The following is a 26265-nucleotide window of genomic DNA, read 5'->3' on the forward strand; positions in this document are numbered from 1 at the left end:
CTGGACACGACTTAGTTCTGCCGCACTCTGGCTGTCCGGGATGTCGCGGGGGTAGGCAGGCCTTTTGGCCGGAGTTGGAATTTCTGAGTGCCTTTGAAGAAGATCTTTGCCGTTGTCCTTGCCTTGCTCGTCGCCGGCTGCGCCGGCACGCAAACACAGGAACTGCTTGGCAGCGCCATCGTCGCGACGCCGGTGACGGAGATCGCCGGCAACCACAGCATCTTCATCGCTACGACGCGCAAGAAATCCGACGATCCCAACAAGGTTTTCGACGGCGAGCGCTCGGCAACGCTGAATTACGCCCGCGTCACTGTCACGGTGCCAGGTTCTCACCAGACCGGCCAGATCGAGCGCCGTTCGCGCGGCAAATCCGATGACCCGGCGAAGTATTTCATGGCGTCCGAAGTCGTCGGCTACGACACACAGCCGAAGTTCTCCAGCGCGCTCAATGCCGACATCGCGGCGCGCGGCGGCCGCGTCATGGTCTTCGTCCATGGCTACAACACCGGCTTCGATGATGCCGTCTACCGCTTGACCCAGATCGTCCATGATTCCGGCTATCCGGGCACACCGGTGCTGTTTTCCTGGGCGTCGGGCGCCAAGACCACCGACTATGTCTATGACAAGGAAAGCGCCAGCGCGGCCCGCGACCAGCTCGAAGTGACCTTGAGGATGCTGGAACAGTCCGGCGCGCGGCGCATCGACATCGTCGCCCATTCGATGGGAACCTGGGTGACGATGGAAACGCTGCGCCAGATGGCCATCAGCGGCGACCGCGATCTCGGCGGCAAGCTCGGCGATGTGGTGCTCGCCTCGCCCGACATCGATGTCGATGTGTTCAAGAGCCAGATGCGGCGCTACGGCAAGCCTGACAAGCCGTTCATCCTGCTGCTCTCAGACGACGATCGGGCGCTCAGGCTCTCCGGCCTGATCGCCGGCTCGCGGCCACGCGTCGGCGACTACAAGGACGCCGCCGATCTTGCCTCCTACGGCGTGACGGTCGTCGACCTCTCCAAGGTCAAGGGAAGCGATAGCTTCAACCACACCAAATTCGCCGACAATCCCGAATTGGTGAAGATGATCGGCCAGCGGCTGCGCGACGACGACGGTTTTGCCAGCGATCGCGACGTGACCGATCGCATCGGCCTGCTCGGGCAATAGATGCGGTCCCGCGGTTCTCGCCGTGCCTTTTCACCATTGCGGAAGTATCGGCTTACTTTGAACTGGACCGCGGCGGCCTTCGGCTTTATCGGAATATCCGGCGACGTCATGCGTTTGACGTCCCCCTTTGCGGGAGCCGGCGTGTGACCGTGCGTTCGAAGAGTTACCTCGTCGTTGCGTTCGCGCTCGCTGTCACCGGCTGCGCCGGCCAGAACACCCATGATCTGCTCAACAAGACGACGGTCGCCGCTCCGGCTTCCGACATCGCGGCGACGCATGAGATCTTCGTCGCCACGACACGCCAGAGGGCAACAAAGGACCCGCGGCAGGTCTATGATGGCGACCGCTCGCTGACCACCAGCTTTGCCCGTGTCGACGTGACCGTTCCCAAAAGCCATCAGGTCGGTGCCATCGAGCGGGCCAAGGGATCCGCAAACAGCAATCCGGCCAAGGAATTCACCGCCAAGGACGTCACCTTCTACGACGGCGCGCCGCAATTCGCCAAGGCGGTCGGCGCCGACATCGCCATGCGCGGCGACCGTGCGCTGGTTTTCGTGCACGGCTTCAACAATGGCTTCGACGACGGCATCTACCGGCTGACGCAGATTGCCCATGACACGAAATATACCGGAACGCCGGTGCTGTTCTCGTGGGCGTCGAGTGGCAAGACGACGGGCTATATCTACGACAAGGAAAGCGCCAACGCGGCACGCGACGACCTCGAGGCGACGCTCAGGATGCTGGCCAAGACACGGGTCAAGAGCATCGACATCATCGCTCATTCGATGGGAACCTGGGTGACGATGGAGGCGTTGCGCCAGCTCGCCATCACCGGCGATCGCGATCTCGGCGGCAAGCTCGGCTATGTCGTCCTGGCTTCGCCCGACATCGATGTCGATGTCTTCAAGAAGCAGATGATCCGCTACGGCAAGCCGGACAAGCCGTTCGCTATCCTGCTCTCGGGCGACGACCGAGCGCTCAAGCTGTCTTCCCTGATCTCTGGCGACAAGCCGCGCGTTGGCGATTACGGCAATGCCGCCGACCTTGCCAGCTATGGCGTGGTCGTGGCGGACCTGACCAACACCAAGGGCGGCGACCGTTTGAACCATGCCAAATTCGCCGACAACCCGATTCTGGTGCAACTGCTCGGCGACCGGCTGCGCACACCGGCCGCCCTACGATCGGACGAGCCCGACGCGGCGCAGTTCGACAACATCGGCCAGGGTCTAGGCAAGGCCGTCGGCTCGGTCGCCGAGATCGTCATCACCACACCATTCAAGGTGCTGACCGTCGCCACCGGCGGGTAAACAGCCGAGCGCCGGCGGCTGATCTCAGACGAAAAGATCGACCTTCTGGAAGGTCGTCACGTCGATCAGCCCGACGTCGGAAATCCTGAGTTCGGGAATCACGACCAGCGCCAGAAGCGAGTGCTGCATATAGGCGTTGTTTAGCGAACAGCCCATCTTGCGCATCGCTTCGGTGAGCTTCTCGGCCTTGGCGGCGACTATTTCCGCCCGCTCGTCCGACATCAGCCCGGCGATCGGCATTTCGACCAGCGCCAGCTCCTTGCCCTTCGAGAACAGCACGACGCCGCCGCCGACCTCGCCCAGTCGATTCACGGCCAGCGCCATGTCCTGCTTGTTGGTGCCGACGACGATGATGTGGTGGGAATCGTGCGCCACGCTGGAGGCCATGGCGCAGTCGCCCATGTAGCCGAAGCCGGAGACGAAGGCGTTGGTGACACCGCCGGTGCCCTTGTGGCGCTCGACCAGCGCGATCTGGCAGACATCGTTGCGGCGATCCATGGCGACCAGCCCGTCCTCGACCGGCAGATCCGCTTCCAGCGCCCGCGTCGGCGCCTGGTTCTCGATGACGCCGATCACCCGCACACGCACCTCGTTGGCGCCCTTGGGGGCCGCGATGTTGAAGTCAGCGGCCTTGAGTCTCTTGCCGAGCTTGACGGTGTTCTTCGCCGTCTTCGGGTAATCATAGGCCGGAATGTCGATTTCGAGCTTGCTGCCCTTGGCCAGCCTGACGCCACGCGCGTAGACCTCATCGATGGTCATCGCGGAGAGATCCGAGACGATCAGCAGGTCGGCCAGCCGCCCCGGCGCAATCGAGCCGATCTCGCGCTCCAGTTTGAAATGCTGGGCGGTGTTGAGCGTCGCCATCTGGATTGCCGTCACCGGCTTCAACCCCTGTTGAATGGCGTGGCGCACCACCCGGTCCATATGGCCTTCATGGACAAGCGTGCCGGAATGGCTGTCGTCGGTGCACAGGATGAAGTTGCGCGGATCGATGCCGCTCTCGGTCACCGCCTTGATCTGCGAGGCGACGTCATACCAGGCCGAGCCTAGCCGCAGCATCGCCTTCATGCCCTGGCGCACACGCGCAATGGCATCCTCGGCGCGCGTGCCCTCGTGGTCGTCTTCCGGCCCACCGGCGACATAGCCATGGAACGGCAGGCCGAGATCGCGCGAGGCATAGTGCCCGCCAACCGTCTTGCCTGCCTTGACCGTCGCGGCGATCTCGCCAGACATGACCGGGTCGTTGGCGGCGACACCAGGGAAATTCATCACTTCGCCCAGCCCGATGATGTTCTCCCAGGTCATTGCTTCCGCGACATCGGCGACCGTCAGCTCGGCGCCGGCATGTTCCAGCCCCGGTGCTGAAGGCACGCAGGACGGCATCTGCACATGCACGTTGATGGGCATCGCCACGGCTTCGTCATGCATCAGCCGCACGCCCGGCAGGCCCAGCACATTGGCGATCTCGTGCGGATCGATGAACATCGAGGTGGTGCCGTGCGGAATGACGGCACGGCAGAACTCGGTCACCGTCACCATGCCGCTCTCGACATGCATGTGCGCGTCGCAGAGGCCGGGCACCAGATAGCGCCCGCCGGCGTCGACCACCTTGGTGCCCTGGCCGATGGCATGGCTGGCGTTCGGCCCGCAATAGGCGAAGCGCCCGCCGGCAATGGCGATGTCGGTGCCGGCAATGATCTCACCCGAATGGACGTTCACCCAGCGCCCGTTGCGGATGACGAGATCGGCGGGCTTGCGCCCCATCGCGACGTCGACCAGCTGCGTCGCCATCTCGGTCCAGGGTTTGGGTTTCGTCGCATGCGCCGACGGCTTCTTGGCCATGAAAGACTCCTGTTTGCCCGACTGTGCCAAGCCGGTGTGGTTTTGACCAGCGTCAAACAGCGGGTAGCCTGGGACCTGCTGCGCCTTCACGAAGGCTATTCAGCCTTCACGAAGGCTACTGCGCGCTCACGTCGACCGTGACTTTCGCCTTTCCGGCCGAAATCCGTTCGGCGAGGCGCCTCAGTTCACCCTTGCCGAATTTGCCGCTGATCATGACCTCGCCGCCGAGGATGGGTTCGACCAACCGCGGCGACATCACGACGCTGCCGCCGACGCTGAGGTCGATCGTCTTTCCGACATTCGCCTTGGTGAAAGCGGCGAATGCTCGCCCACTGTCCGGCGTCATCTTGAGGTTGAGCGCCACTTGTCCTGGCGCCGGATCGTGTACGACCACGGCCTTGGCAATGGCCAGCGTCAATGGCTCGGCCATGGCGAGGCCGCAGGCGACCAGCACGATGGTGCTGCGGCGATCGGGCGAAACAGGACGCGCATCAGGATTTTTCTCCGCAAACCGCCGATCTTGCACGGCGACGCTGCCGCGGCAATGCTGCTTGTCTCCGGGGTGCCGGCACTGGGCATGGCGAGCGACATCGGCCAGAAATAGGATTCCGTTTTTGTCGCAAATCGGGTTACCTTCCCAGCAAGGACCTTTCTGAACCGCCATTTCGGAGCGCTCGATGCGTCGCTTGACGCTTGCCAGTGCCGGCTTTCTTGCCCTCACGTGCGTGCCGGCTTTCGCAGCCGACCCAACGGTCGACCTGCCGATGACCGCGCCCGGCTTCGACTGGACCGGCTACTACGCCGGCCTGCAGGCCGGCTATGGCTGGGGCCAGTCCGATATTACGGGGACAGAGGGCGAGCCATTTTCCGTCTCACCCGACATCGACGGCGGTTTTGTCGGTGGCCATATCGCCGGCCTGTGGCAGTTCGACCAGGCGGTGCTCGGCGCCGAGGCCGACCTCAATTATTCGTCTGTCGACGGCACGACCGAAGCGGAGCCGGGAAATACGTTCGGCACCGACATCAAGTGGTTCGGGTCGATCAACGCCAAGGCCGGATACGCAATGGACCGGCTGCTGGTCTACGGCATTGGCGGCATCGCCTTTGCCGGCATCGAAACGTCGCAAGCGACAGGCACGGCGTTCGACAGCTCACGCACGAGTGTCGGCTGGACCGTCGGCGCCGGCGTCGATTACGCGCTGACCGACAAGTTCGTCGTCGGCGCGCAGTATCGCTACTACGATTTCGGCTCGGAGCACTATGATGCGTCCGGCGATTTCACCGACCGCGACCAGGATGTGAAGCTGAACACGGTCGGCATCAATTTGAGCTACAAGTTCTGAGCCTCGCCAGCGGCCTGGCGCTACCCGGCCAAGGCCGTCGCTTAAGGAACTCTCTTGGTGGAAGGGGCGGCCGACGCCCCCAGTTGGGCGGGGTAATGGGTTGGGCCTGAGAGGCGCCGGCCTGGGCGGGTTTGATCCGCCAAGGAGTATCCTACCAGTATCTGCGGCGCGCATAATTCCGTGATCGCACCAGTATCATCAAACCGCCTGGTCTGTTTTTCGTATTCAGACGTGGCCAAGAACACGACTTGACGGCCTGTGTCTGGCGTTTGAAAAGGGCTGGCCTGCGGACGTGGCGGAATGGTGGACGCAAGGGACTTAAAATGCGGGCTACGCCATCCCGACACGTCCCGCGCAGTCCTGACTAGCCTTGTTTTCCGGGCTTCTCTGGCGGCAGACTGAGCCATTCATATCGCTCGGAACGATATCGCCCGCCACGGGTTAGAACCTCATGGACACCATGGAACCCCACGGTCACGGGATGGCGGCCGATATTTTGACCTCGGAAGTCGCCAATGCACGGCAGCGCATCAACCGCACCGAGCTCGCGATTCAACGCACAAAAGAAATGCTGGCCGAAAACATCGCGATGCAAAGCAGGATAAGAACCGCGCAACGGCGTTTGGTCGAGGCCGCCCGCTGGGTGAAGACCGATCCCTAAACGACCGCCACGCCGTGGCACCGGAACCAAAGCGGTCGCGCCATGTTACCCCACGAAGGGCAACACATCTTTTTGGAGAATTCAAAATGAAAGTCATGATCTTGGGCGCGTTGGCGCTTTGCTTGGCCCTGCCTGCGGTTGCTTCCGCAGATGAAGCCATCGTCATTCAGACCCACCGACATCACCGCCATCATTGGAACAACAACGACGGTGCGGTCATCTATCGGGACGGACAGCGTCTCCATCACCGCCACCATGGCGAGCAGGCGTTTTACGACAATGGCGAGCGCGCCTGGCGCCGGCACCACCACCGCTCGGATGCAGTCATCATCAGCGGTTCGATCGACCGTCCGATGCATCGGCATCATCACGTCATCGTCCAGCAGGACAACAACAACTACTGATCTTAGCCCTATGGCCCGGCTGCTCGATCGCGAGAGCCGGGTCATCTCGGCTACCCCAACTCTTTGAGGTTCCTGGCCGGCGACGATGGTCATCCGCCCCTCGTCCTACCGTCGAGTTTCCCAAGGTTCGGTTCCACGACCTCAGACACACCCATGCATCTGCACTGATCGCCAGCGGGATCGACGTGGTTGCAATCAGCCGTCGCCTAGGGCATGCGTCACCTGTAGTCACGCTGTCAGTCTACACCCATCTGTTTACACGGTGGGACGAAGGTGCTGCAGCGGCGATTGAAGCTGCCATGAGAACGGGCGCAGAACAATAATCCGGCCTTTCGGTGCCAATCCGGTGCCAACAGGGCTCGAATGGCTGGACCTATGTTCGCTTAAGTGCTTGTAATCGCGGACTGCGGACGTGGCGGAATTGGTAGACGCAAGGGACTTAAAATCCCTCGATCTCTGATCGTACGGGTTCGATTCCCGTCGTCCGCACCATGTTGAAATCAAACAACAATCTGGCTTTTAGGAACTTCGCGGATACCCTGATCAAACCGCGCTTGGGTAGCCCCCCGGTAGCCATTCAATGAAAAAGCCCGCCACCGTCAGGCAATCGGCCCTTGGTCGCGCCTCTGCGATTAGGAATTCTTATCGCCGTTTGGATTTGGTGCCGGTGCCTCCCGCACGTCTCGCGGCGGCGGATCGACATGTTCAGGCTCTGGCGATGCTTCCTTGTCGGGACGACGGAGTGTCTTCTTCGTGTCAGGCTTCGGTGGCGGATCTTTGACTTTGCTTGGCATATCCACTTCCTCCCATCCCCCTGAAACCGGATCACCGCTCTCTTGTTCCGTGGCCCGTTAAAAGGCTAGCCACCGTGGGGCACGGCTGTACCTCATCCGGGTGTACCTCATAGAGCCATCTTGCATTCCGCGTTCGTCTCCGCACTCCAACGGCAGCGGCCCGCTTCAACCTTTCGGAGGTAGCCCTTCATGCGGATGCGCTCTGGCTCTTGCATTAGAGTGAGCGCATGTTTCGGGTCAGCCAGCACTGCGCCTCCTCGAGCCATACTGGTCAGGCCCAGCGGCCACCGCTGCTAGTCCCCTAGCAAGTCGCTGGGCCGCCCCGGCAAAAAATCCGCTCCCGTCAGCGCTTCACCTTCGGCGTGATCTCCTCGACCCTCACCTTGTCGCCGATCTCCTTTGCCGCCGCCAGCGCTTTGGCCTTGTCTTAGGTGGTCAGCACGATCCGCCAATGCGGCTTCTCGAAAACGCTCACGATGTAGGTCGTGGCCGGTTGGTGCTCCACCTTTTGGCACTTCCTTCGTTCATATGGGTGTGTTCCGCTTATATTAGCAGCAGCATATATATTCGCCAGCCGGCGCCGCCCCCAACCCGCCCCGCCGGTCAGGCCCAGCGGCCTAGCTGCCACACCTAGCAACCAGGCCGCTGGGCCGCCCAGTGCCGGGCCGTTTCGCACGGCAAAGCCGGCATCATCGAAACGACAAAATGCAGACCCCGCCCCCTCTCGCGCTGACATCGTCAAACACTCCCGCGCGAGGAGCCCGCTTGCACTCGCCTTCGGGTTGCGCGACTATTGCCCTGGGGACGGACGAAGGGGAATCAAATGGCGGCCGAAAAAAGGGCAATAGCTCTCGCAAAAAGGACAATAACTCTCGCAAAATGGGATGTAACCATGAGCGAAGAGATGGGCCAAGTCGTCTTGCGCATGTTCCCGACGACAGGTGAACCGTTCCCGATCCTCCTTAGCCCTGGTCAGGCAACGAGATTGGGCCATGATCTACAGGCTCCAATGTTTCTTCCGAAAATTACGGTTCAATGACTGCTTAGCGCTACCGCTTGGCACTATCGAAAGTCGGCGTCCAGTCGCGATTCCACTCCTGCTGGCGGCCCTCGTAGTCAGGGTGAAGAACACCGGCCGGCGATCACGGCCCGCGGCCTTGCAATCCGAGCAGCCAAAGCGCCCGACCAAATTCCAGTGCATTGAGCCGTGCTCGGGCCCGAGCCTGTCGATCAGCGCTTGGACATCCAGCTTTGTGGATTTGCAGCACAGCGGCCAATAGCGGGGGAAAACGTCCGAACAGGGTTCTGTTGCAGGGTTGCTAATATTAGGGTTGGCTTCAGCCGGCTTGCCCCAACAAAAAGCCCCAAGCCGGTTAGGCTCGGCGGCCTCTCGTCACCCCGATCGGCTGTCGAGCCGCCTGAAGGTTGATGGCTGAATGAAAAGCCTCGCCGCTCCATTTGCGAAGCGGCGAGGCCCCCACCCGCCCCGATGCCGGCCCCAACACCCGGCATTGCTGACACTGCAATTCTGGTGCCAGCGCAAATGACCCATTACGGGACATCCGCGTGCGTCGGCTTAGGCGGAGTCGATTGGCCCGACGGGAAACGTGAGCGGGGCAAGCTTGGCACGGCTCTTGCATCCATAGCTTCAGGCATGCCGGGCGCAAAGACGCTGTTCCACATCGACACTGGCGTGTGAGGTTGGGGCAATGATGTCGCGCAAGCTTCTGTTCGGCCTTCCCGCAGTGTTCCTGGTCACGGCCTTGGCGGTAGCCCTCTTGTCGTCCGAGACCTCATGGGAATTTCTGACTGCGACCCAATCCGATTCGGTCTTTTGTTCAAGCGGTCCATCACGCGAGACCGTATCGGCGTCGGCTTCAACGTCGAGGACTTTGCCATCATGTGGATAGCACAGACAAAATTCGGAAATGAACAGCCTCGTGTAGCGGCGTCTTGCAGAGATTGGGCCATGGAGCAGTGGGCTTTGATCACTCGGTTGGCATCAGCCTTTCGCGAATTCATCCCGCGCTACCGGCCAGAACTTCACTATATGCGCGGCCCCGGGCCGGCCTGCGCGCGCCGCGTGAGCGCAGGCCGAATATCCCACGGCCAACCATCCCTATTCGGCATTGATCCGAGAGCCAAACCAGGCGGCAGGATGCAAGTCGCCAGAAAGCAGGGCGCCAGAAAGCCGGTATCGATCAAGTAGGGATCGGATTCAGCTTCAGGTGCTGGATCAGGATGATGGTCTTGGCGTCGATGATGCGGCCATCGGCAATGCCGGCCAGCGCCTCGTCGAGCGGCATTTCCAGCACTTCGATGTCCTCGCCCTCGTCGGGCGCGCCGCCGCCGGCCGAGATGCGGTCGGCGGGCGAATAGCGGGCGATGAAGAACCAGAGCCGTTCGGTGACGCTGCCCGGGCTCATATAGGGTGAAAACAGCCGTTCCACGTTCTGCAGCCGGTAGCCGAGTTCTTCCTCGGCTTCCTTGCGGATGCAGGTTTCCGGATCGTTTTCGTCCAACAGGCCGGCACAGGCCTCGATCAGCGGCTCGCGGTGGCCGGTGACGTAGGCGGGATAGCGGAACTGGCGCACCAGAAGCACGGTCGAGCGCAAGGGATCGTAAGGCAGGATCACCGCACCGTCGCCGCGATCATAGGTCTGGCGAATCTGTGTCTCCCACTGTCCGTCACGCCGGCGGTAGTCGAGGACGGTCTTCTTCAGGACAGCCCAGTCGTCGGAGAGGATTTCCTCCGAACGGATGCGAATGCGATCTTCCATCATGATCTCCATGCTACCGGTCGAGGCGTAGCCGCGAACCGGCATTTGCGCAATGCAGGCAATCGGTCCAAAAAGGCGTGTCACCTTCTCGTGTGTGGCGCGCCTTCGATCCACTACCTAGATAGCGGCTTACCCCTCTCGGAGCCCTTTCCCATGACCTCATCGCTTTTTCAGCCGATCACTCTCGACGGCCTCACCTTCCCCAATCGCATCGCCGTCGCGCCGATGTGCCAGTATTCCGCCGAAGACGGCTCGGCCAGCGACTGGCACCTCTACCACTGGATGAACCTTGCGATGTCCGGCGCCGGCATGGTCACGGTCGAGATGACCGATGTCGAACGGCGTGGGCGTATCACGCATGGCTGCCTCGGCCTTTATTCCGAAGACAATGAGGCGTCCGCCCGCCGCACGCTGGATGCGGCCAGACGCGTCGCCGCTCCCGGCACGAAGTTCGGCTCGCAGCTTGCCCATGCCGGCCGCAAGGCCTCCAACCGCAAGCCTTGGGAGGGCGGCGGGCCGCTGCAGCCAAACGAGGATCCCTGGCAGACCGTGTCGGCCTCGGCCATCGCCTACGACACCGGCTGGAACGTTCCGCGAGCGCTGGAAGACGAAGAAATCCTGCAGCTCATCGAACGCTTCGCCGAGGCGGCAAGGCGTGCCGAACGCGCCGGCTTCGATTTCCTCGAACTGCACGCAGCGCACGGCTATCTGATCTTCCAGTTCCTGTCGCCACTGTCCAACCAGCGCACGGATCGCTGGGGCGGGTCGCTGGAAAACCGCATGCGTCTTGCCGTCGAGATCGCCAAGGCAGTGCGGAAAGCAACGCCAAAGCTAATGCTCGGCGCGCGGTTGTCGGTGAAGGACTGGGTCGATGGCGGCTTCGACGTGGAAGACGCGATCGAAGTGGCGAAAGCACTCAAGGACGTCGGCGTCGCCTATCTCTGCTGCTCGAGCGGCGGCAATTCGCCCCTGCAGAAATTGCCCACCGGACCCGGCTACCAAGTGCACCTGGCGGAAGCCGTGCGCAAGGGCGCCGGCATTCCGACCCGTGCGGTTGGCCTGATCGACGACCCGAAGCAGGCCGAGGCAATCGTCGCCGAGGGCCGCGCCGACATGGTGGCGCTGGCACGCGCCTTCCTGGCCGATCCGCGCTGGGGATGGCGTGCCGCCGCCACGTTCAGCGAGACAATCCACCCGGCACCACAGCTTGCCCGTTCGGTGACCACGATGCAGCACTGGATGAAGGCGGCGGGCTGATCGGCCCGTTCTCCTGATCCCGGCGCGGTCCGCAGTCTGGACAGTTTGCCACTGCTTGGCTTCAATTCTGCTCGCAAACTGTTACGTTGGGTGAGGCTGCGGCGGGCGCGGCCGGGCTTGGGAGGAAATCATGTCGTTCAGGGCATTCTTGCCGGTTGCAGCGCTGACAGCCGTGGCCGGCCTTTGGATTGGCACGTTGACGCCGGCCGGTGCGCAATATTGCGAAGGCACGGTGCACGGCCTGTCCGGCCGCTACAATCTGGCGACCGGCAGCGGCTTTCTCGCCGTGCGGACGCGGCCGAACTCGTCGTCGCGGATGATCGGCCAGCTGTTCAATGGCGATCACACCGAGATCTTCGACCGCCGCGGCAACTGGTATCAGGTCGAGATCGGCGGCAGGACCGGCTGGGCAAATGCACGCTGGCTGCGCAACGATTGCGGCTACTGAGACGCCCGTGCATGTCACCCAAAAGTGGATCCGGTTTTGGGATAACGACATGCATAAAACAAAGACCTAAAGCGCGTCGCAAACGCGACGCGACTTTTGGGCGCAGGCTGAAGGCCACGGTTGCAACCAAATTGGCTGCTTTGCGTTGCGGCCATGATGGACAACAAACCTTTTGAAGTGCCGGTCGTCGTCGAACTTGGCCACGTCGGCAAATATCGCCATATCCGCAGTGCCCAGGAGGCGGCGGAATGCCTGATGACCGTGTGGCCGCTCAATCGCGGCCCGCGCCATCGTGATGCCCTCGACACTTGCCTCAAAGTGCTGGAAGGTTATCGTTCGACAGCGGATGCGCGCCGGGCGCTGATTGAAGCCGCCAAGGAATCGGAAGTCCTTGTGCCCGACGACAGACTGTCAGACGACCGGCTGCATTGAGCAGACGGACCTTTCAACTGGAGGTTTTCATGGCGAAGCTGACTTACAAGATCGTCGAGCATGACGGCGGCTGGGCCTATAAGGTCGGAGAGACCTTCTCGGAGACGTTCCCCACGCATCAGGACGCGTTGCGCGCCGCCGAAATCGCTTCATCCGAGCAGCAGGTTGCCGGGGCCACGGACGGCATCCAGTACGAGGACGCCGAGGGCAAATGGCACGAGGAACTGGCCGACGGTCGAGACCGGCCGCAGACGGAAGTGTCAGACTAATTTCAATATTGGGCATGCAGGACGCCGACCGCAGACGTCCGGAGAGAATGACGTTCCGCGGCCAGCGACTGCCCTGCGGGCTCTAGCTTTTGAGCATTATCTTTCCCGAAAACCGGTAACCACTTTTCGGGATCATGCTCTAGCTTTTGGGCACGATCTTTTCCAAAATCGGTAACCACTTTTCGGGATCGTGTTTTGACTATTTGCCGCAGTACTGATCGTTCACGTTCCCTTGGGCATTCGCATCGGCGGTGCTGGAGGCACAAGGTCCGGCCGGGCCGGTATTACCCAGGGTGTTCAATCCTGAGCTATCGCCATTGATGCTTCCGGTGGTGCTCTGATCGACAGCCGAGGAATTCTCGTTGCCGAAGAGCCAGTTGTGGTGGTTGGAATAGGTGCTGTCCGACGACTGCGCCATTGCCGATGTGGCGAGACCGATCGTCAAAACGGATGCAGCGAGAAGTTTCGTGACCATTGAATTACTCCGTGTCTTGGCCGCCTTGGGTGCGACACCGGTAAAACCGGCAATCAGCCGAATGGTTCAGTGAAATTGTTGTGAGCCCGCGGTGATGTCCCGACCTGCGAAAGCCCGGTTGGCGACGCGCTCGATGAAGGCCACGATCCGCTCCGGCGCGACGAATTGCGGCATGTGCCCCATTCCCTCGACCACTTCGAAATCGAGCCCCTGGATCCTCGACCTCATCGGCGCCCCTGGGTGTGAAAGCGGGTCACGCGATCGGCATCGCCGAAGAGGATGCCGGCAGGCATGGCGATCTCGCCATAGCGCCCCTCGATGCGGCCAAGGTCGCGCTCTATCGCCACGACATCGGAGGACATGGCATAAAAATGGGCCGGCCTGAGCCCGAGCCAGCCGCCGGCCGCGACCATGTAGTCGCCAGGCAGGATCTGCGGCGCGAAGATGAACTCCATTGTCGGCCGCGCATATCTGAGGCTTGTCGGTATCGCCACCGTATAGCTCATGATCCAGCGCCACAGGCGTGACGGAATATAGAGTGAGCCGAACTTTTCGCGCCCATCGGCTTCCACATGGGTCAATGGCGCCAACAGGGCGATGCCGGAAATCGCCTCGGGATGTTCCACGGCCAGCGTCAGCGCGATGGCGCCGCCCAGGGAATGACCGACCACCAGCGGCTTTTCCAGCCTGAGAGCTTCAATGAAGCGGCGCACGATCTCGGCCTGTTCGGTCAGCCGCCCCGTCGCGCCGCTCGCCCGCACCGAATAGCCCGCCCCCGGTCGATCGAGCGCGATCAACCGGTAGCCCGGACCAAGCCGCCCGAACAGAGTGTGCCGGAAATGGTGGAGCTGGGCGCCAAGCCCGTGCAGGAAGACGATCGGCCGCCCCTCGCCCTGGTCGACATAGTGGATGCGGTTGCCGTCTATCTCGATGAATTTTCCGACCGGCGGCACCAGCCTTTCGGCCTTCGCCGCGATCCACAGCGTCGCCAACACCAGACTGGCGATCCCCAGGACCGCCAGCGACAACAGAACGGCAAGCAGCCACGACAGAATCGACAGGAACATTGTTCACCCGCACCAGAGCCAGCTTGAGCTTAGCCGCATCCGGTGCCGCTGCAACCTTGCATCGAACGGGCGGCGCAAGGACCGCCCGTCGATATGATTTGCTGGTCCTCTCAGGCAGCATTGCAGCGGTTGCCGCGCCGCGCTATCTGAAGCGACCCGTCTTGCCGGAGTCTTCCATGCCCGAAATCGTTACCGCCGCCATGCTTGTCATCGGCGATGAGATTCTGTCCGGCCGCACCAAGGACAAGAACATCGGCCATCTCGCCGATATCATGACGGCGATCGGCATCGACCTGAAGGAGGTGCGCATCGTCCCGGACGAGGAAGACGAGATCGTCGCGGCGGTGAATGCGGTGCGCGCACGCTACACTTATGTGTTCACCACCGGCGGCATTGGCCCGACGCATGACGACATCACGGCCGATTCCATTTCAAAAGCCTTCGGCCTGCCTTGCGAATACGATGCCAAGGCCTATGCCCTGCTCGAGGCAAGCTATGCCGCGCGCGGCATCGAATACACCGAGGCCCGCAAACGCATGGCGCGGATGCCGCGCGGCGCCGATCTCATCGACAATCCGGTGTCGGTTGCGCCCGGCTTTCGCATCGGCAACGTCCATGTCATGGCCGGCGTACCGTCGATCTTCCAGGCTATGCTCGACAACGTCGTCCCGACGCTGAAGGCCGGCACCAGGATGCTGTCGGCAACCGTGCACTGCCCATTCGGCGAGGGCCTCATCGGCGGACCGCTGGGCGATATCCAGAAAGCGCATCCGGACACGATCATCGGCTCCTATCCGAAATATGGCGATGGCAAATTCTGGACCGAACTGGTCGTGCGTGCCCGCAGCCAGGACGCGCTGGACGCAGCGCGTGCCGATGTCGAGGCGATGGTGGCCGGGTTCGCCAGCAATCCCGGATGATCCGGTCCAGACCGGAACCAAGCACGACGCTGGAACGTTTCCTTCGCGCGAGTTCGATCGCTTGCAAACTGAGGGATTACCATGCGATTCAAGACCATCGTCGCCATTCTGCAAAACGAGCAGGACGCCGAGCGCGTGCTGGACTGCGCCATTCCACTCGCCAGCCGATTCCAGAGCCATTTGATCGGTATCCATGCCGAAACGCTTCCGGTGCCCTACACCTCGGCCACCGGCTTTCCGGACACCGAGTTCCTGCAGGTTTCGGCCGACATGAACCGGGAGCGCGCCGAGAAGCTGCAGGCCATTTTTCTTAAGCATATCGAGAATTCCGGGCTTTCCTTCGAGTGGCGAAGCCTTGAGAGCTTTTCGGGCGACAGCGCGCTGACCGGTATTTCCAGCGTGCGCGCCGCCGATCTAATCATCGCCGCGCAGCGCGAAACGGGCGGCGACCCGGGCGCGGATGTCGACACGTTGGTCTATGACGCTGGCCGGCCGGTGCTGGTGGTGCCGCATGCGGGTCCGTTGATCACCAGCTTCAAGCATGTGCTGCTGGCCTGGAACGGCAGCAAGGAAGCGGCCCGCGCCGCCTTTGACGCACTGCCGTTCATCATCGAAGCCGAGAAAACCGACATATTGGTCATCGATCCACCCGACACGCTCGACGAGAGCCCGGAAGCCGCCGGCGCCGAAATCGCGGCCGCGCTGTCGCGCCACGGCGCCACCGTCAGCGTCTCGGTGCAGAGGTCGGGCGGCAGTTCGATCGACGACATCATCCAGACCAGGATCGCGGAAACCGGCGCCGATCTGCTGGTGCTCGGCGCCTACAGCCACTCATGGTTGCGCCAGCTTCTGTTCGGCGGCGTGACGCGCACTGTGCTCCGCACGTCGCCGGTGGCCGCCTTCCTGTCGCGTTAAGTCCACAACGATCGCTCAGGCCGCCCTTGCCAAGGCCAAGGCTTTCCAGTTAATTCCGCGCGCATTCCCCTGTTTTCCTGCGCGCGATCCCCGCGTGCTGCGGAGTGCGCGACATGTCCCTTCCCGAAAAAGCCTTTCCGGTCTCCTGGGACCAGTTCCATCGTGACGCCCGGGCGCTCGCCTGGCGGCTTGCGGGTGCCAACAAGGGGCAATGGAAAGCGATCGTCTGCATCACCCGTGGCGGGCTGGTTCCGGCTGCCATCATCTCGCGCGAACTTGGCATCCGCGTCATCGAGACGGTCTGCGTCGCCTCCTATCACGACTACACCAGCCAGGGGCAGCTGCAGGTTCTCAAGGAGATCACCCCCGCCCTGCTGGCCGACGACGGCGCCGGCGTGCTGATCATCGACGACCTGACCGACACCGGCAAGACGGCGGGCATCGTGCGGGCGATGATGCCGAAGGCGCATTTCGCCACCGTCTACGCCAAGCCGAAAGGCCGGCCGCTGGTCGATACTTTCGTCACCGAAGTCAGCCAGGACACCTGGATCTATTTCCCGTGGGACATGGGCTTCACATATCAGAAGCCGATCGCCGACGACCACGCCGGCTGATTCGCAACATCTGCCTTTTCCAGATCAGCCGCCACTGTCGGGCATCATTTGCTTCCGCAAATGGGCCTTGCGGGCCAGACATTTTGCGAAATCGACGTTCATTGGCGGAAATTGGCCAGACGGGTCAAAGTTTTTACTTTTATTGCTTATGATTGGCCGTAAGATTCGTGAGACGGCAAACGATTCTGGAGGCTGGGGCTAGCTTCTCCGATGTTGACGAGGCCAACGACGCACAATCATCTGGCCGAAAGGGTCCGGCGGCTCTTCGGCACGGCGCCGTGCCGTCTGCAGGTTGCCGCCCTGCCCTGGCGCGACAACGGAAACGGTGTCGAGATCATGCTGATCACCAGCCGCGATACCGGGCGTTGGGTTATTCCCAAGGGCTGGCCCGAGGCCAAAGAGCCACTCTGTGAGGCCGCGGCGCGCGAGGCCGGCGAGGAAGCCGGGCTGCGCGGAACGGTGTCGCACCTTGAGGCCGGCCGTTACTTCTACGCCAAGGTGTTGGCTTCCGGCGAAGAAGTGCCGTGCGAAGTCCTGGTGTTTCCGCTGCACGTCGACAAGATCGCCGATCGCTGGAAGGAAAAACACTCGCGCACCCGCAGATGGGTCAGTTCCAGCGAAGCGGTGCGCATGATCAACGAACCCGACCTTTGCCAGATCATCGCCTATTTCTGCGCCGACCCGCACAGGTTCCCCTGATCGGTCGCCCTTCTGCCGTAAGAGGTCCAGCCCACAACCATAGAGTGCACAGGCCCAGTTCGATGCGGCGCTGTGAATGGTTTGCTAATCATTGGCGGGTAAGAATCGGGTCGATCGGGCGCTCTATCGATGGCAAACCCTGTAAACCCAATTCAGCAAGATTCCGGCGAGCCTCAGCGCGAACGTCGTCCGCGCGTGCTCAAGGGCGGATCGATCATCACCGGGATTCAGAACTCGGAGGTCGGCTGCACGCTGCGCAATCAGCACGACAGCGGCGCCGAACTGAAGATACCGCTCGAGTCACGGGTTCCCGATCGCTTCCTTCTCTACGTGCCGCTCGACGGCATTGCCTATCGGTGCGAGGTTCGCTGGCGCCGCAATGACCGCGTCGGGGTGCAGTTCACCGGCACCGAGCCAAAGCCGAAATTGCATTACGGTTGATCCCTCCGGATGCAGCGGCGAAGCGATCGCCGCGCTGCAATTCTATCCCCGTTATCCACATATGTGACACACAAGATGTTGGGGTCACAAAAGCTACGCAAACGAATCCTTGACGGCGCAAAACGAGTCGCCTTTTATAGGCCATGCGCTCCTGTTGAGAGTGCGACCGGAAAGTTCTGAGCCCGGTCTTTTTCCCGGATTATGTGTGTTTTTTCCCGCATTTCCGCCTGTTTACGAGGCCGGCGGAAGCGTTGGGATTGCGGGGCGGTTGGGGACGATAGGGAGAATTGTCGGACTGGAATAAATTGTCTGTTAACACTATATTTAGTGTTTGCAGGCAGGTTCGGCGCTAGATAGTGTGAACTTCCCTCGAGTGAGGGAATCGGAAAAAAATCAGTTTTGAGGGACCCGCGGGTTCGTCGGCGCGTTGGACAGGCACTTCGCAAGGAGTTTGACCAGCAGGCCGGCGGAGACTGCAAAATGGAGAGCCGGCCGTTTTCGAACGCCGGCAGGCGGCGGACATGCGCGTTTCGCATGGGGGGCAGAAATCCCCTGACGAAAGCGCTATATATAGACAAAAGGGACCGGACCAATGCGCATCGAGCGTCGTTTCACCAAGCCAGGACAATCTGCCTACGCGGAGATCGAATTCCGCAAGGCGCTTTCGGAGATCAAGAATCCGGATGGTTCGGTGGTGTTTCGTCTCGACAACATCGATGTGCCGGCGCAGTTCTCCCAAGTCGCCGCCGACATCCTGGCGCAGAAGTATTTCCGCAAGGCCGGTGTCCCCGCGCGGCTGAAGAAGATCGAGGAGAACGACGTCCCCTCCTTCCTGTGGCGCTCCGTCGCCGATGAGGCCGAGCTTGCCAAGCTGCCGGAAGCCGAGCGCTACGGTTCCGAGATCGACGCCCGCCAGGTCTTCGACCGGCTTGCCGGCACCTGGACCTACTGGGGCTGGAAGGGCGGCTACTTCAAATCATCCGAGGAAGACGCGCGCGCCTTCCGCGACGAGCTCGCCTACATGCTGGCCACGCAGCGCGTGGCGCCGAACTCGCCGCAATGGTTCAACACCGGCCTGCACTGGGCCTATGGCATTGACGGCCCGAGCCAGGGCCACTTCTATGTCGACCCGTTCACCGGCAAGCTGACCAAGTCGAAGTCCTCCTACGAGCATCCGCAGCCGCATGCCTGCTTCATCCAGGGCGTGCAGGACGACCTCGTCAACGAGGGCGGCATCATGGACCTTTGGGTGCGTGAAGCGCGCCTGTTCAAGTACGGCTCCGGCACCGGGTCCAACTTCTCGCTGCTGCGCGGCGAAGGCGAAAAACTGTCCGGCGGCGGCCGTTCGTCCGGCCTGATGAGCTTCCTCAAGATCGGCGACCGTGCGGCGGGCGCCATCAAGTCGGGCGGCACGACGCGCCGCGCCGCCAAGATGGTCATTGTCGACGCCGATCACCCCGATATCGAGGAATTCATCGACTGGAAGGTCAATGAAGAGCAGAAGGTCGCCTCGCTGGTGACCGGCTCCAAGATCGTCAAGAAGCATCTCGAAGCGATCATGAAGGCCTGCGTCAATTGCGAAGGCCAGGACGACGACTGTTTCGACCCGTCGATCAACACCGCGCTGAAGCGCGAGATCAAGGCGGCCAAGAAGTCGGCTGTGCCGGAGAACTACATCTACCGTGTCATCCAGTTCGCCAAGCAGGGCTACACGTCGATGTCGTTCAAGACCTACGACACCGACTGGGATTCGGACGCCTACCTCACCGTTTCAGGCCAGAACTCCAACAATTCGGTTTCGCTGAAGGACAATTTCCTGCGCGCCGTCGAGGACGATGCCGACTGGCACCTCACCGCCCGCAAGGACGGCAAGGTGTTGAAGACGCTGAAGGCCAGGGATCTCTGGGAAAAGATCGGCTACGCCGCCTGGGCTTCCGCCGATCCGGGCCTGCATTTCAACACGACGATGAACGACTGGCACACCTGCGCCTCCGCCGGTGCGATCCGGGCGTCCAACCCGTGCTCGGAATACATGTTCCTCGACGACACGGCCTGCAACCTGGCCTCGATCAACCTCCTGCCCTACCGCAACGCCGACGGCACGATCGACATCGCCGCCTACGAGCACACCGTGCGGCTGTGGACCATCGTTCTCGAAATCTCGGTGATGATGGCGCAGTTCCCGTCGAAGGAGATCGCCAAGCAGTCCTACGAATACCGCACGCTCGGCCTCGGCTACGCCAATATCGGCGGCCTGCTGATGACATCCGGCATTCCCTACGACTCCGATGAAGGCCGCGCCATCTGCGCCGCGCTCACCGCGATCATGACCGGCATGGCCTATGCCACCTCGGCCGAGATGGCCGCCGAACTCGGCGCCTTTGCCGATTACGACCGCAATGCGCAGAACATGCTGCGCGTGATGCGCAACCATCGCCGCGCCGCCTATGGCGAGAAGCAGGGCTATGAGAAGCTCGCCGTCAACCCGGTGCCGCTGGTCGCCTCCGACCTGAAGCAGCAGGATCTTGCGGTGCACGCCAAGGCCGCCTGGGATCGCGCCATCGAGCTCGGCGAGGAGCATGGCTACCGCAATGCGCAGGCGACCGTCATCGCGCCGACCGGCACGATCGGCCTGGTCATGGATTGCGACACCACCGGCATCGAGCCCGACTTCGCGCTGGTGAAGTTCAAGAAGCTCGCCGGCGGCGGCTATTTCAAGATCATCAACCGCGCCGTGCCGGAAGCGCTGCGTACGCTCGGCTACTCCGAAGCCCAGATCGCCGAGATGGAGGCCTATGCGGTCGGCCACGGCAATCTCAACCAGGCACCTAGCATCAACCCCGGCGCACTCAAGGCCAAGGGTTTTACCGACGACAAGATCGCGGCACTCAACGCAGCCTTGAAGTCGGCCTTCGACATCAAGTTCGTCTTCAACCAGTGGACGCTCGGCGCCGACTGGGTGAAGGAGACGTTTGGCTTCACCGACGAGCAGCTCAACGACTTCTCGTTCGAGATCCTGCCGGCGCTGGGCTTTTCCAGGAAGGACATCGAGGCCGCCAACATCCATGTCTGCGGTGCGATGACCCTGGAAGGCGCGCCCTTCCTCAAGGCCGAGCACCTTGCGGTGTTCGACTGCGCCAGCCCGTGCGGCAAGATCGGCAAGCGCTCGCTGTCGATCAACAGCCACATCCAGATGATGGCGGCAGCACAGCCCTTCATCTCCGGCGCCATCTCCAAGACCATCAACATGCCGAACGATGCGACGGTGGAAGACGCCAAGGGCGCCTACATGCTGTCGTGGAAGCTGGCGCTGAAGGCCAACGCACTCTACCGCGACGGCTCGAAGCTGTCGCAGCCGCTCAATTCCTCGCTGCTCGCCGATGGCGAGGACGATGAGGACGACGCCATCGAGCAGCTGATCGCCGCACCGGCGGCAGCGCGCGCCGCGCAGATCACCGAGCGGATCGTCGAGCGCATCATCGAGCGCGTGTCGCGCGAGCAGGAAAAGCTGCCCGGCCGCCGCAAGGGCTACACCCAGAAGGCCAAGATTGGCGGCAACACCATCTTCCTGCGCACCGGCGAATATGACGATGGCCGTCTCGGCGAGATCTTCATCGACATGAACAAGGAAGGCGCGACACTGCGTGGCCTTCTCAACAACTTTGCCATCGCCATCTCGCTCGGCCTGCAATACGGCGTGCCGCTCGACGAATATGTGCACGCCTTCACCTTCACCAAGTTCGAGCCGGCCGGCATGGTGCAAGGCAATGATGCCATCAAGAGCGCGACGTCGATCCTCGACTACGTGTTCCGCGAACTGGCTATTTCCTATCTCGGCCGCAACGACCTCGCCCATGTCGACCAGTCGGACTTTTCCAACACCGCACTTGGCCGTGGCATCAGCGAAGGCAAGACCGACGCGGTCTCCAAGGGCCTGACCCGTGGCGCTTCGCCGGTGAAGCTGGTGTCGCGGGTGAGCGGCAATGATCCGAAGGGTTTTGCGGCTCCCTCGAGCGCCCCTGCCCGCTCGGCACCCACAGCCTTCTCCGGCTCCAACGTGCTGGCGCTGAAACCGGCCAGTGACGAAGCGGTCGCCTACAAGCGCGACTATGAAGAGCGGGCAAAGGAATTGGCTGAGGACATCGCCTTCGAGGAAGCGGCGGGTGTTGCTTCCGACGCCACGGCGGCGCTGTTCACCGACGCCGCCGCCAATGAAGCGGCCGAGGCGAAGAAACTCGCCAACGACCGCCGCGCCAAATCACTGCTGCAGGGCTACACCGGCAATTCCTGCTCCGAGTGCCAGAACTTTACCATGGTGCGGAACGGGACTTGTGAGAAGTGCGATACGTGCGGCGCGACGAGCGGGTGCAGCTGAGAACTGATGCCGCCTCGGCTTACGGTCCGCGAAGTCATTCGCCTGCTGGAAGCTGACGGTTGGTATCTGGTTGCAACCAAGGCAGTCATCGCCAATATAAGCACAAGATCAAAGCCGGCCGCGTCACCGTGGCCGGCAAGCCGTCTGATGAGGTTGCGCCAGGGACACTGAACAGCATCCTCAAGCAGTCTGGTTTGAAGGAGTGATGAGATGCGTTACGCGGTGGTGATTGAAAAAGCAGGAAACAATTTTTCCGCTTACGTGCCGGACCTACCCGGCTGCATCGCGACCGGTGCGACTGTGCCTGAGGTGGAAACCGAGATTCGCGACGCGATACGCTTTCACATTGAAGGTTTGCGAGCCGATGGGCTGGATGTGCCCAAAGGTGTCAGCCTCGCAGAGTACGTAGAGGCATAGAAGGCAGCTCCCGCGATCCACTCGATGTGGATCAGACTCTGACCTCAGCGCCTCACCCCTTCGGCAACACCTGCAATGTCTGCTCATCGAACAACGGCTCGTCCTGGCCGATGCGGACGAACAGTAGCTTGCGCGCTTCCCCAGCCGGCACCTCGAAATACTGGCCATGGCTTAAGTGCAGCGGTCAGCGTCATCCGGGAATGGGCATATGAAAACATCAAGGCCATAGACGCAGCGCGGGACGAATATGATCAGCGGGTCGCAGAAGGGTGAGATCGGGTTGACGTGCTGAAGGCCCGCCCCCTTTGGATTTCAGCCGCCGCAGCGGCTCGTTGATGCCATCGTCATTTCACCCGAAGCGCTGCACCATAAAGTCGACAAAGCTGCGGAGCTTTGGGCCAGGCCGCTCGTCGGGCGCAAAAAGAATATGCATGGACCGCGACGGCGGTTCATAGTCGCACAGCAGTTGGACCAGCCGTCCGGCTTCAAGGTCCCCAGCCACCAGCGCCAACGGCTGCAGGATAATCCCAAAGCCCGCAAGTGCCGCCGCGCGGAGGGCTTGCCCGCTGTTTGTGGTCAATCGGGCAGCAATCGCTGCCGTTCTCGTGGCACCATTTGCATCTTTGAATTCCCAAGAACCGCGCGGCGCCCAATGAACGAATCCAAGGCATTCGTGATCACCAAGGTCCATGGGTGACGATGGCGAGCCGCGTTCAGTCAGATAGCTCGGCGCGGCGCAAGCGACTAAGCGATAAGGCGCCAGAGGACGCGCAATCAAAGTCGAGTCCGACAAGGCCCCGACCCGGACAACCGCATCGTAGCCCTCCTCGACAAGGTCCACGATGCGATCGTTCAAGCCGAGATCGACCGACACCTCCGGATAGGCCCGCAGATACTCAGGCAGGATTGGCGCGAGACAATGAGCACCGAAAGTCACGGGTGCATTCACACGCAGCCGGCCGCGCGGCATCGCACGGCTTTCCGCCGCGCAAGCCTCTGCCGCTTCGACCTCCATCAACACTGTCTTGCAACGCTCGTAGAAGCACTGCCCGGTTTCGGTCAGACTCTGACGGCGCGTCGTGCGGTTAATGAGACGGACGCCCAGATGGTCCTCGAGCATTTTGACATGTTTTCCGACCATAGGGGCAGATAGGTCGAGTGCGTCAGCCGCCGCGGCGAACGAGCCGGCTTCGACGGCCTTTACGAAAACAGCCATGCTGGATAATCGATCCATTACAAACCATTGGTTACGAGTAAGTGGCGCATTCCGCTATTTATCTCTTAATTGCTATCGGATCAATATTCAGGCGGATCCGCGCCGGGCAAAAACGCTCCCACCGATATCCGGCCGGTCACATTCAAACAGAATCAACGAAATCGGAGACCTGAGATGTCGACATTGGATAGACGATCACTTTTGGGGCTGGGGGCGGCGGGAATCGGCAGTGCGTTGCTCACGAACCGCGCCGCTGCTCGGGCGCCTTTTCTCGGCACCCAAGCGCCGGCTTTCCATCGTTTCATGATTGGCGCAATCGAGGCGACGGTCGTCTCAGATGGACCGTTGCCGATGGGCAAACCCGCAGCCAGCTTCAACGGGTTTCCTCCGGGGGAGATCACCAAGCTCCTGCAGAGTAATTTCTTGCCAACCGATGACATCGTCCTCGAGCAGAACGTCCTCGTTCTCAACACCGGAGAGAAACTCATCGTCTTTGATACCGGGGTTGGAACTTCTAAAAGCTTTGGGCCGCTTCCTGGCAAGTTAGCCTCAACGTTGGTGAAGGCTGGCATCGCGCCCGGCGATATCGATGCCGTGGTGATCAGCCACGCTCACCCCGACCATTGCGGTGGTCTCGTCGATATCAATGGGCAGGCGGTCTTTCCGAACGCTCAAATTTATATCAGCTCGGCCGACCTGGACTTCTGGACCGACGAAGTGAAGCTTGGCTCTCAACTCAAGCCGCTTATCGAAACTGCCCGCCGGAACCTATTACCTTTGCGCGACCGGATCGTCTTTTATAAGGATGGCCAGGAATTTCTGCCTGGCGTCCAGGCACTTGCGGCTCCGGGGCACACTGTAGGACATTCCATGTTCATGATTACCTCCAGCTCCGAAACCTTCTGCTACGCCGCCGATCTCGCCCATCACTCTGTTCTGCTGCTGGAAGATCCTCGCGGGACATTCGTCTTTGATACGGACGCCAAGCAGGCAGCGGCGACGCGCGTTCGAATGCTCGACATGCTGACATCTGACCGTACGCGGATGATGGGATACCATTTTCCCTGGCCTGGCCTTGGCCATGTCGTGAAGCACGGCGAAGGCTTCCACTACATTCCCGAACCTTTGAAGACAGTTCTCTAACCTCCGCCTCAGAGCGAGTTGTCCATGAGGCCCCGGCCCCTACCCCGCCGGCAAAACCTGTAGCGTCTGCTCGTCGAACAACGGCTCGTCCTGGCCGATGCGGACGAAAAGCAGCTTTTGTGCCGCACCCTCCGGCACCTCGAAATACTGGATGCCGTCGGGCATTTCGCCCCAGTCGCCGCAGGGCGGGTCGGGAACCTCGTTGGGATCGGCTAGCGCTTTCAGCTCTTTCGCGTAGGCGGCGTCGGGGCTGAAGGTATAGCGTTTGACGCCGGCTGGCACGGTGCCCTCGGTGTAGGGCGCCAGCACGCAACGTGCGCTGACGGCCTTGTCGGTCTTTTCCTGGAAGAGTCGCAGCAAGGCAGCCTCGGCGGTTTCGCCGGGCTTAATGTCGAAAACCTCGACCAGAGGGTCGGCCGCACCGCCATCGCTGTATTTGATGGCGAGAGCGTTGCCGGCGAACTCGAAGTGGATCTGGCGAAAGCCGAAATCGCAGCGCTGCACCCAGGCGGCAAGGCCGACATTTTTGTCCGTCAGCCTTTCCCAGACGCATTTGTCGATGGGCGGGCGCGACGGCACCGGCTCGTCCGCACGCGCCACTGCGGATATCGTCACGGACGCAAACAGGGCACCGCCCCAGACGATTGATTTCATGGCGCTATTCATCGCTGCATCCTGTCAAAGTGAAGGCATCCCATGCCGAGCCATCTGGATTGGCGTTGGCGAAGTCGGCCCATTCGGTGAAAGCGGCGCCGAAATCAGGCAACAACAGCCCTTTCGGCGCCGGCGTCGCTTCGCGCGAATTCAACTGCTCGGCGCCGCCGCCGGTCAAGGCATAGACCTGCCCATCCCATATCCTGCACAGGCCGCTGCCGTCCTGCAGCCCCGCTTCGCGATCGTCGTCGGTGCAAGGGTGGCGGATGGTGCCGAGCGGAAACGAATTCTTGCCGTTGGTCCAGGTGATGTCGGCCGGCAGGTGAGTGTCGGTATGGGGCACGGTCAGCGAAAACACCTCGGCCGTCAGCGCCGCCGGCTCGTTGTCGAGCGGCCGAAATTGCATAATCGCGCCCGAGCGCGGTTCCCGATAGGTGGCGTGGCTCAGCAGACAGTCTTTTGCGCTCGCTGCCTGCATCGGGCCGAGCAGGCCCAGGAAGAGGAAGGCCAGTTTGCGGGTGATCATCAAATGTCTCTGGGAAAGTGTTGCCTGGGCGCGGACTGGCCCGCACAGTCGCACCATCCGCGCAAAATCATAAGCGAAATTCCAAACGGCGGCGTTTGTCCCCTC

At 61.8% G+C, this 26265-nt stretch carries 28 protein-coding genes and 1 tRNA gene; 20 read left to right on the top strand and 9 right to left on the bottom strand.

What is annotated here, in order from left to right:
• Nucleotides 1-87 precede the first annotated feature (87 nt).
• Both B5V02_RS01260 and B5V02_RS01265 read left to right on the top strand, forming a co-directional pair.
• Nucleotides 88-1161: an alpha/beta hydrolase gene (locus B5V02_RS01260; protein ID WP_111542457.1), complete on the top strand. Its 1074-nt coding sequence runs from the start codon at nucleotides 88-90 to the stop codon at nucleotides 1159-1161.
• A gap of 143 nt (nucleotides 1162-1304) precedes the next feature.
• Complete coding sequence (locus B5V02_RS01265; protein ID WP_111542458.1) at nucleotides 1305-2468, top strand: alpha/beta hydrolase; 1164 nt, start codon at nucleotides 1305-1307, stop codon at nucleotides 2466-2468.
• Nucleotides 2469-2492: 24 nt separating this feature from the next.
• Here the strand turns inward: B5V02_RS01265 and ade are convergent, their stop codons facing one another.
• Together ade and B5V02_RS01275 are read right to left on the bottom strand one after the other, a co-directional pair.
• Nucleotides 2493-4310 carry an adenine deaminase gene (gene ade / locus B5V02_RS01270; RefSeq protein WP_111542575.1) on the bottom strand — a complete coding sequence of 606 codons (1818 nt, stop codon included), beginning with the start codon at nucleotides 4308-4310 and terminating at the stop codon, nucleotides 2493-2495.
• A gap of 115 nt (nucleotides 4311-4425) precedes the next feature.
• Nucleotides 4426-4836, bottom strand: coding sequence for a SecDF P1 head subdomain-containing protein (locus B5V02_RS01275; protein ID WP_245445579.1), 411 nt, complete (start codon nucleotides 4834-4836; stop codon nucleotides 4426-4428).
• A 151-nt stretch (nucleotides 4837-4987) separates the two neighbouring features.
• On the opposite strand from B5V02_RS01275, the gene B5V02_RS01280 reads away from it, so the two are divergent.
• From B5V02_RS01280 to B5V02_RS01300, 5 genes are all read left to right on the top strand, one after another.
• The gene (locus B5V02_RS01280; protein WP_111542459.1) at nucleotides 4988-5653 is read left to right on the top strand and encodes an outer membrane protein; all 666 of its coding nucleotides are present in this window, start codon (nucleotides 4988-4990) and stop codon (nucleotides 5651-5653) included.
• 451 nt (nucleotides 5654-6104) lie between these two features.
• Nucleotides 6105-6314: a hypothetical protein gene (locus B5V02_RS01285; RefSeq protein WP_245445580.1), complete on the top strand. Its 210-nt coding sequence runs from the start codon at nucleotides 6105-6107 to the stop codon at nucleotides 6312-6314.
• An 86-nt stretch (nucleotides 6315-6400) separates the two neighbouring features.
• Nucleotides 6401-6718, top strand: coding sequence for a hypothetical protein (locus tag B5V02_RS01290; RefSeq protein ID WP_111542460.1), 318 nt, complete (start codon nucleotides 6401-6403; stop codon nucleotides 6716-6718).
• Nucleotides 6719-6744: 26 nt separating this feature from the next.
• Nucleotides 6745-7041 (top strand): tyrosine-type recombinase/integrase, encoded by a 297-nt coding sequence (locus tag B5V02_RS42190; protein ID WP_281004888.1) that lies wholly within the window; start codon nucleotides 6745-6747, stop codon nucleotides 7039-7041.
• An 83-nt stretch (nucleotides 7042-7124) separates the two neighbouring features.
• A tRNA-Leu gene (locus tag B5V02_RS01300) sits at nucleotides 7125-7210 on the top strand.
• A 2503-nt stretch (nucleotides 7211-9713) separates the two neighbouring features.
• Here B5V02_RS01300 and B5V02_RS01315 read toward each other — a convergent pair.
• Nucleotides 9714-10292, bottom strand: coding sequence for an NUDIX domain-containing protein (locus B5V02_RS01315; protein WP_111542579.1), 579 nt, complete (start codon nucleotides 10290-10292; stop codon nucleotides 9714-9716).
• 153 nt (nucleotides 10293-10445) lie between these two features.
• Here B5V02_RS01315 and B5V02_RS01320 point away from each other — a divergent pair, with 153 nt between their 5' ends.
• From B5V02_RS01320 to B5V02_RS01335, 4 genes are all read left to right on the top strand, one after another.
• Entirely contained in the window at nucleotides 10446-11549 is a 1104-nt protein-coding gene (locus B5V02_RS01320; RefSeq protein ID WP_111542463.1) for an NADH:flavin oxidoreductase/NADH oxidase, read from the top strand.
• A 130-nt stretch (nucleotides 11550-11679) separates the two neighbouring features.
• Nucleotides 11680-11997: an SH3 domain-containing protein gene (locus tag B5V02_RS01325; protein ID WP_111542464.1), complete on the top strand. Its 318-nt coding sequence runs from the start codon at nucleotides 11680-11682 to the stop codon at nucleotides 11995-11997.
• A 153-nt stretch (nucleotides 11998-12150) separates the two neighbouring features.
• Nucleotides 12151-12429 carry a DUF982 domain-containing protein gene (locus B5V02_RS01330; protein ID WP_111542465.1) on the top strand — a complete coding sequence of 93 codons (279 nt, stop codon included), beginning with the start codon at nucleotides 12151-12153 and terminating at the stop codon, nucleotides 12427-12429.
• Between the two features lie 29 nt (nucleotides 12430-12458).
• Nucleotides 12459-12698 carry a DUF2188 domain-containing protein gene (locus B5V02_RS01335; protein WP_111542466.1) on the top strand — a complete coding sequence of 80 codons (240 nt, stop codon included), beginning with the start codon at nucleotides 12459-12461 and terminating at the stop codon, nucleotides 12696-12698.
• Nucleotides 12699-12897: 199 nt separating this feature from the next.
• Here the strand turns inward: B5V02_RS01335 and B5V02_RS01340 are convergent, their stop codons facing one another.
• From B5V02_RS01340 to B5V02_RS01345, 3 genes are all read right to left on the bottom strand, one after another.
• A complete protein-coding gene (locus tag B5V02_RS01340) occupies nucleotides 12898-13173 on the bottom strand; it encodes a hypothetical protein (RefSeq protein ID WP_111542467.1) in 276 nt (91 codons plus the stop codon).
• A 66-nt stretch (nucleotides 13174-13239) separates the two neighbouring features.
• Nucleotides 13240-13401, bottom strand: a complete 162-nt coding sequence (locus tag B5V02_RS41345) for a hypothetical protein (RefSeq protein ID WP_245445581.1) — start codon at nucleotides 13399-13401, stop codon at nucleotides 13240-13242.
• Nucleotides 13398-14240 (bottom strand): alpha/beta hydrolase, encoded by an 843-nt coding sequence (locus B5V02_RS01345; RefSeq protein ID WP_245445582.1) that lies wholly within the window; start codon nucleotides 14238-14240, stop codon nucleotides 13398-13400. Before B5V02_RS01345 ends, B5V02_RS41345 begins: the two co-directional genes overlap by 4 nt.
• Before the next feature lie 176 nt (nucleotides 14241-14416).
• Here B5V02_RS01345 and B5V02_RS01350 point away from each other — a divergent pair, with 176 nt between their 5' ends.
• The 8 genes from B5V02_RS01350 to B5V02_RS01385 all read left to right on the top strand — a co-directional run bounded on the left by B5V02_RS01350 (nucleotide 14417) and on the right by B5V02_RS01385 (nucleotide 22621).
• Nucleotides 14417-15160, top strand: coding sequence for a competence/damage-inducible protein A (locus B5V02_RS01350; RefSeq protein WP_111542580.1), 744 nt, complete (start codon nucleotides 14417-14419; stop codon nucleotides 15158-15160).
• Nucleotides 15161-15241: 81 nt separating this feature from the next.
• A complete protein-coding gene (locus B5V02_RS01355) occupies nucleotides 15242-16075 on the top strand; it encodes a universal stress protein (RefSeq protein ID WP_111542468.1) in 834 nt (277 codons plus the stop codon).
• A 113-nt stretch (nucleotides 16076-16188) separates the two neighbouring features.
• Nucleotides 16189-16689, top strand: coding sequence for a xanthine phosphoribosyltransferase (gene gpt / locus B5V02_RS01360; RefSeq protein ID WP_006200882.1), 501 nt, complete (start codon nucleotides 16189-16191; stop codon nucleotides 16687-16689).
• A 210-nt stretch (nucleotides 16690-16899) separates the two neighbouring features.
• The gene (locus B5V02_RS01365) at nucleotides 16900-17388 is read left to right on the top strand and encodes an NUDIX hydrolase (protein ID WP_111542469.1); all 489 of its coding nucleotides are present in this window, start codon (nucleotides 16900-16902) and stop codon (nucleotides 17386-17388) included.
• Between the two features lie 129 nt (nucleotides 17389-17517).
• A complete protein-coding gene (locus tag B5V02_RS01370) occupies nucleotides 17518-17829 on the top strand; it encodes a PilZ domain-containing protein (RefSeq protein ID WP_111542470.1) in 312 nt (103 codons plus the stop codon).
• 592 nt (nucleotides 17830-18421) lie between these two features.
• Nucleotides 18422-22204: a vitamin B12-dependent ribonucleotide reductase gene (locus B5V02_RS01375; RefSeq protein ID WP_111542471.1), complete on the top strand. Its 3783-nt coding sequence runs from the start codon at nucleotides 18422-18424 to the stop codon at nucleotides 22202-22204.
• A 128-nt stretch (nucleotides 22205-22332) separates the two neighbouring features.
• Complete coding sequence (locus B5V02_RS41350; RefSeq protein WP_245445599.1) at nucleotides 22333-22410, top strand: type II toxin-antitoxin system HicA family toxin; 78 nt, start codon at nucleotides 22333-22335, stop codon at nucleotides 22408-22410.
• A gap of 4 nt (nucleotides 22411-22414) precedes the next feature.
• A complete protein-coding gene (locus B5V02_RS01385; protein WP_024504399.1) occupies nucleotides 22415-22621 on the top strand; it encodes a type II toxin-antitoxin system HicB family antitoxin in 207 nt (68 codons plus the stop codon).
• A 349-nt stretch (nucleotides 22622-22970) separates the two neighbouring features.
• Here the strand turns inward: B5V02_RS01385 and B5V02_RS01390 are convergent, their stop codons facing one another.
• Complete coding sequence (locus tag B5V02_RS01390) at nucleotides 22971-23837, bottom strand: LysR family transcriptional regulator (protein WP_425374341.1); 867 nt, start codon at nucleotides 23835-23837, stop codon at nucleotides 22971-22973.
• A gap of 174 nt (nucleotides 23838-24011) precedes the next feature.
• On the opposite strand from B5V02_RS01390, the gene B5V02_RS01395 reads away from it, so the two are divergent.
• On the top strand, nucleotides 24012-24980 hold the full coding sequence (locus tag B5V02_RS01395) for an MBL fold metallo-hydrolase (RefSeq protein ID WP_111542473.1): 969 nt from the start codon (nucleotides 24012-24014) through the stop codon (nucleotides 24978-24980).
• 39 nt (nucleotides 24981-25019) lie between these two features.
• Here the strand turns inward: B5V02_RS01395 and B5V02_RS01400 are convergent, their stop codons facing one another.
• Together B5V02_RS01400 and B5V02_RS01405 are read right to left on the bottom strand one after the other, a co-directional pair.
• Nucleotides 25020-25634, bottom strand: a complete 615-nt coding sequence (locus tag B5V02_RS01400; protein ID WP_245445583.1) for a hypothetical protein — start codon at nucleotides 25632-25634, stop codon at nucleotides 25020-25022.
• A gap of 4 nt (nucleotides 25635-25638) precedes the next feature.
• A complete protein-coding gene (locus tag B5V02_RS01405; RefSeq protein WP_111542475.1) occupies nucleotides 25639-26160 on the bottom strand; it encodes a hypothetical protein in 522 nt (173 codons plus the stop codon).
• Nucleotides 26161-26265: the final 105 nt, after the last annotated feature.

The sequence above is a fragment of the Mesorhizobium kowhaii genome, assembly GCF_003253745.1.
GTDB lineage: Bacteria > Pseudomonadota > Alphaproteobacteria > Rhizobiales > Rhizobiaceae > Mesorhizobium > Mesorhizobium kowhaii.

Excerpts from the sequence above, each read along its gene's own strand:
- ade (WP_111542575.1), bottom strand. The coding sequence starts at position 4,310 with ATGGCCAAGAAGCCGTCGGCGCATGCGACGAAACCCAAACCCTGGACC.
- B5V02_RS01280 (WP_111542459.1), top strand. The coding sequence starts at position 4,988 with ATGCGTCGCTTGACGCTTGCCAGTGCCGGCTTTCTTGCCCTCACGTGC.
- B5V02_RS01285 (WP_245445580.1), top strand. The coding sequence starts at position 6,105 with ATGGACACCATGGAACCCCACGGTCACGGGATGGCGGCCGATATTTTG.
- B5V02_RS01290 (WP_111542460.1), top strand. The coding sequence starts at position 6,401 with ATGAAAGTCATGATCTTGGGCGCGTTGGCGCTTTGCTTGGCCCTGCCT.
- B5V02_RS01315 (WP_111542579.1), bottom strand. The coding sequence starts at position 10,292 with ATGGAAGATCGCATTCGCATCCGTTCGGAGGAAATCCTCTCCGACGAC.
- B5V02_RS01320 (WP_111542463.1), top strand. The coding sequence starts at position 10,446 with ATGACCTCATCGCTTTTTCAGCCGATCACTCTCGACGGCCTCACCTTC.
- B5V02_RS01325 (WP_111542464.1), top strand. The coding sequence starts at position 11,680 with ATGTCGTTCAGGGCATTCTTGCCGGTTGCAGCGCTGACAGCCGTGGCC.
- B5V02_RS01330 (WP_111542465.1), top strand. The coding sequence starts at position 12,151 with ATGATGGACAACAAACCTTTTGAAGTGCCGGTCGTCGTCGAACTTGGC.
- B5V02_RS01335 (WP_111542466.1), top strand. The coding sequence starts at position 12,459 with ATGGCGAAGCTGACTTACAAGATCGTCGAGCATGACGGCGGCTGGGCC.
- B5V02_RS01340 (WP_111542467.1), bottom strand. The coding sequence starts at position 13,173 with ATGGTCACGAAACTTCTCGCTGCATCCGTTTTGACGATCGGTCTCGCC.
- B5V02_RS41345 (WP_245445581.1), bottom strand. The coding sequence starts at position 13,401 with ATGAGGTCGAGGATCCAGGGGCTCGATTTCGAAGTGGTCGAGGGAATG.
- B5V02_RS01345 (WP_245445582.1), bottom strand. The coding sequence starts at position 14,240 with ATGTTCCTGTCGATTCTGTCGTGGCTGCTTGCCGTTCTGTTGTCGCTG.
- B5V02_RS01350 (WP_111542580.1), top strand. The coding sequence starts at position 14,417 with ATGCCCGAAATCGTTACCGCCGCCATGCTTGTCATCGGCGATGAGATT.
- B5V02_RS01355 (WP_111542468.1), top strand. The coding sequence starts at position 15,242 with ATGCGATTCAAGACCATCGTCGCCATTCTGCAAAACGAGCAGGACGCC.
- gpt (WP_006200882.1), top strand. The coding sequence starts at position 16,189 with ATGTCCCTTCCCGAAAAAGCCTTTCCGGTCTCCTGGGACCAGTTCCAT.
- B5V02_RS01365 (WP_111542469.1), top strand. The coding sequence starts at position 16,900 with ATGTTGACGAGGCCAACGACGCACAATCATCTGGCCGAAAGGGTCCGG.
- B5V02_RS01370 (WP_111542470.1), top strand. The coding sequence starts at position 17,518 with ATGGCAAACCCTGTAAACCCAATTCAGCAAGATTCCGGCGAGCCTCAG.
- B5V02_RS01375 (WP_111542471.1), top strand. The coding sequence starts at position 18,422 with ATGCGCATCGAGCGTCGTTTCACCAAGCCAGGACAATCTGCCTACGCG.
- B5V02_RS01385 (WP_024504399.1), top strand. The coding sequence starts at position 22,415 with ATGCGTTACGCGGTGGTGATTGAAAAAGCAGGAAACAATTTTTCCGCT.
- B5V02_RS01390 (WP_425374341.1), bottom strand. The coding sequence starts at position 23,837 with ATGGCTGTTTTCGTAAAGGCCGTCGAAGCCGGCTCGTTCGCCGCGGCG.
- B5V02_RS01395 (WP_111542473.1), top strand. The coding sequence starts at position 24,012 with ATGTCGACATTGGATAGACGATCACTTTTGGGGCTGGGGGCGGCGGGA.
- B5V02_RS01400 (WP_245445583.1), bottom strand. The coding sequence starts at position 25,634 with ATGAAATCAATCGTCTGGGGCGGTGCCCTGTTTGCGTCCGTGACGATA.
- B5V02_RS01405 (WP_111542475.1), bottom strand. The coding sequence starts at position 26,160 with ATGATCACCCGCAAACTGGCCTTCCTCTTCCTGGGCCTGCTCGGCCCG.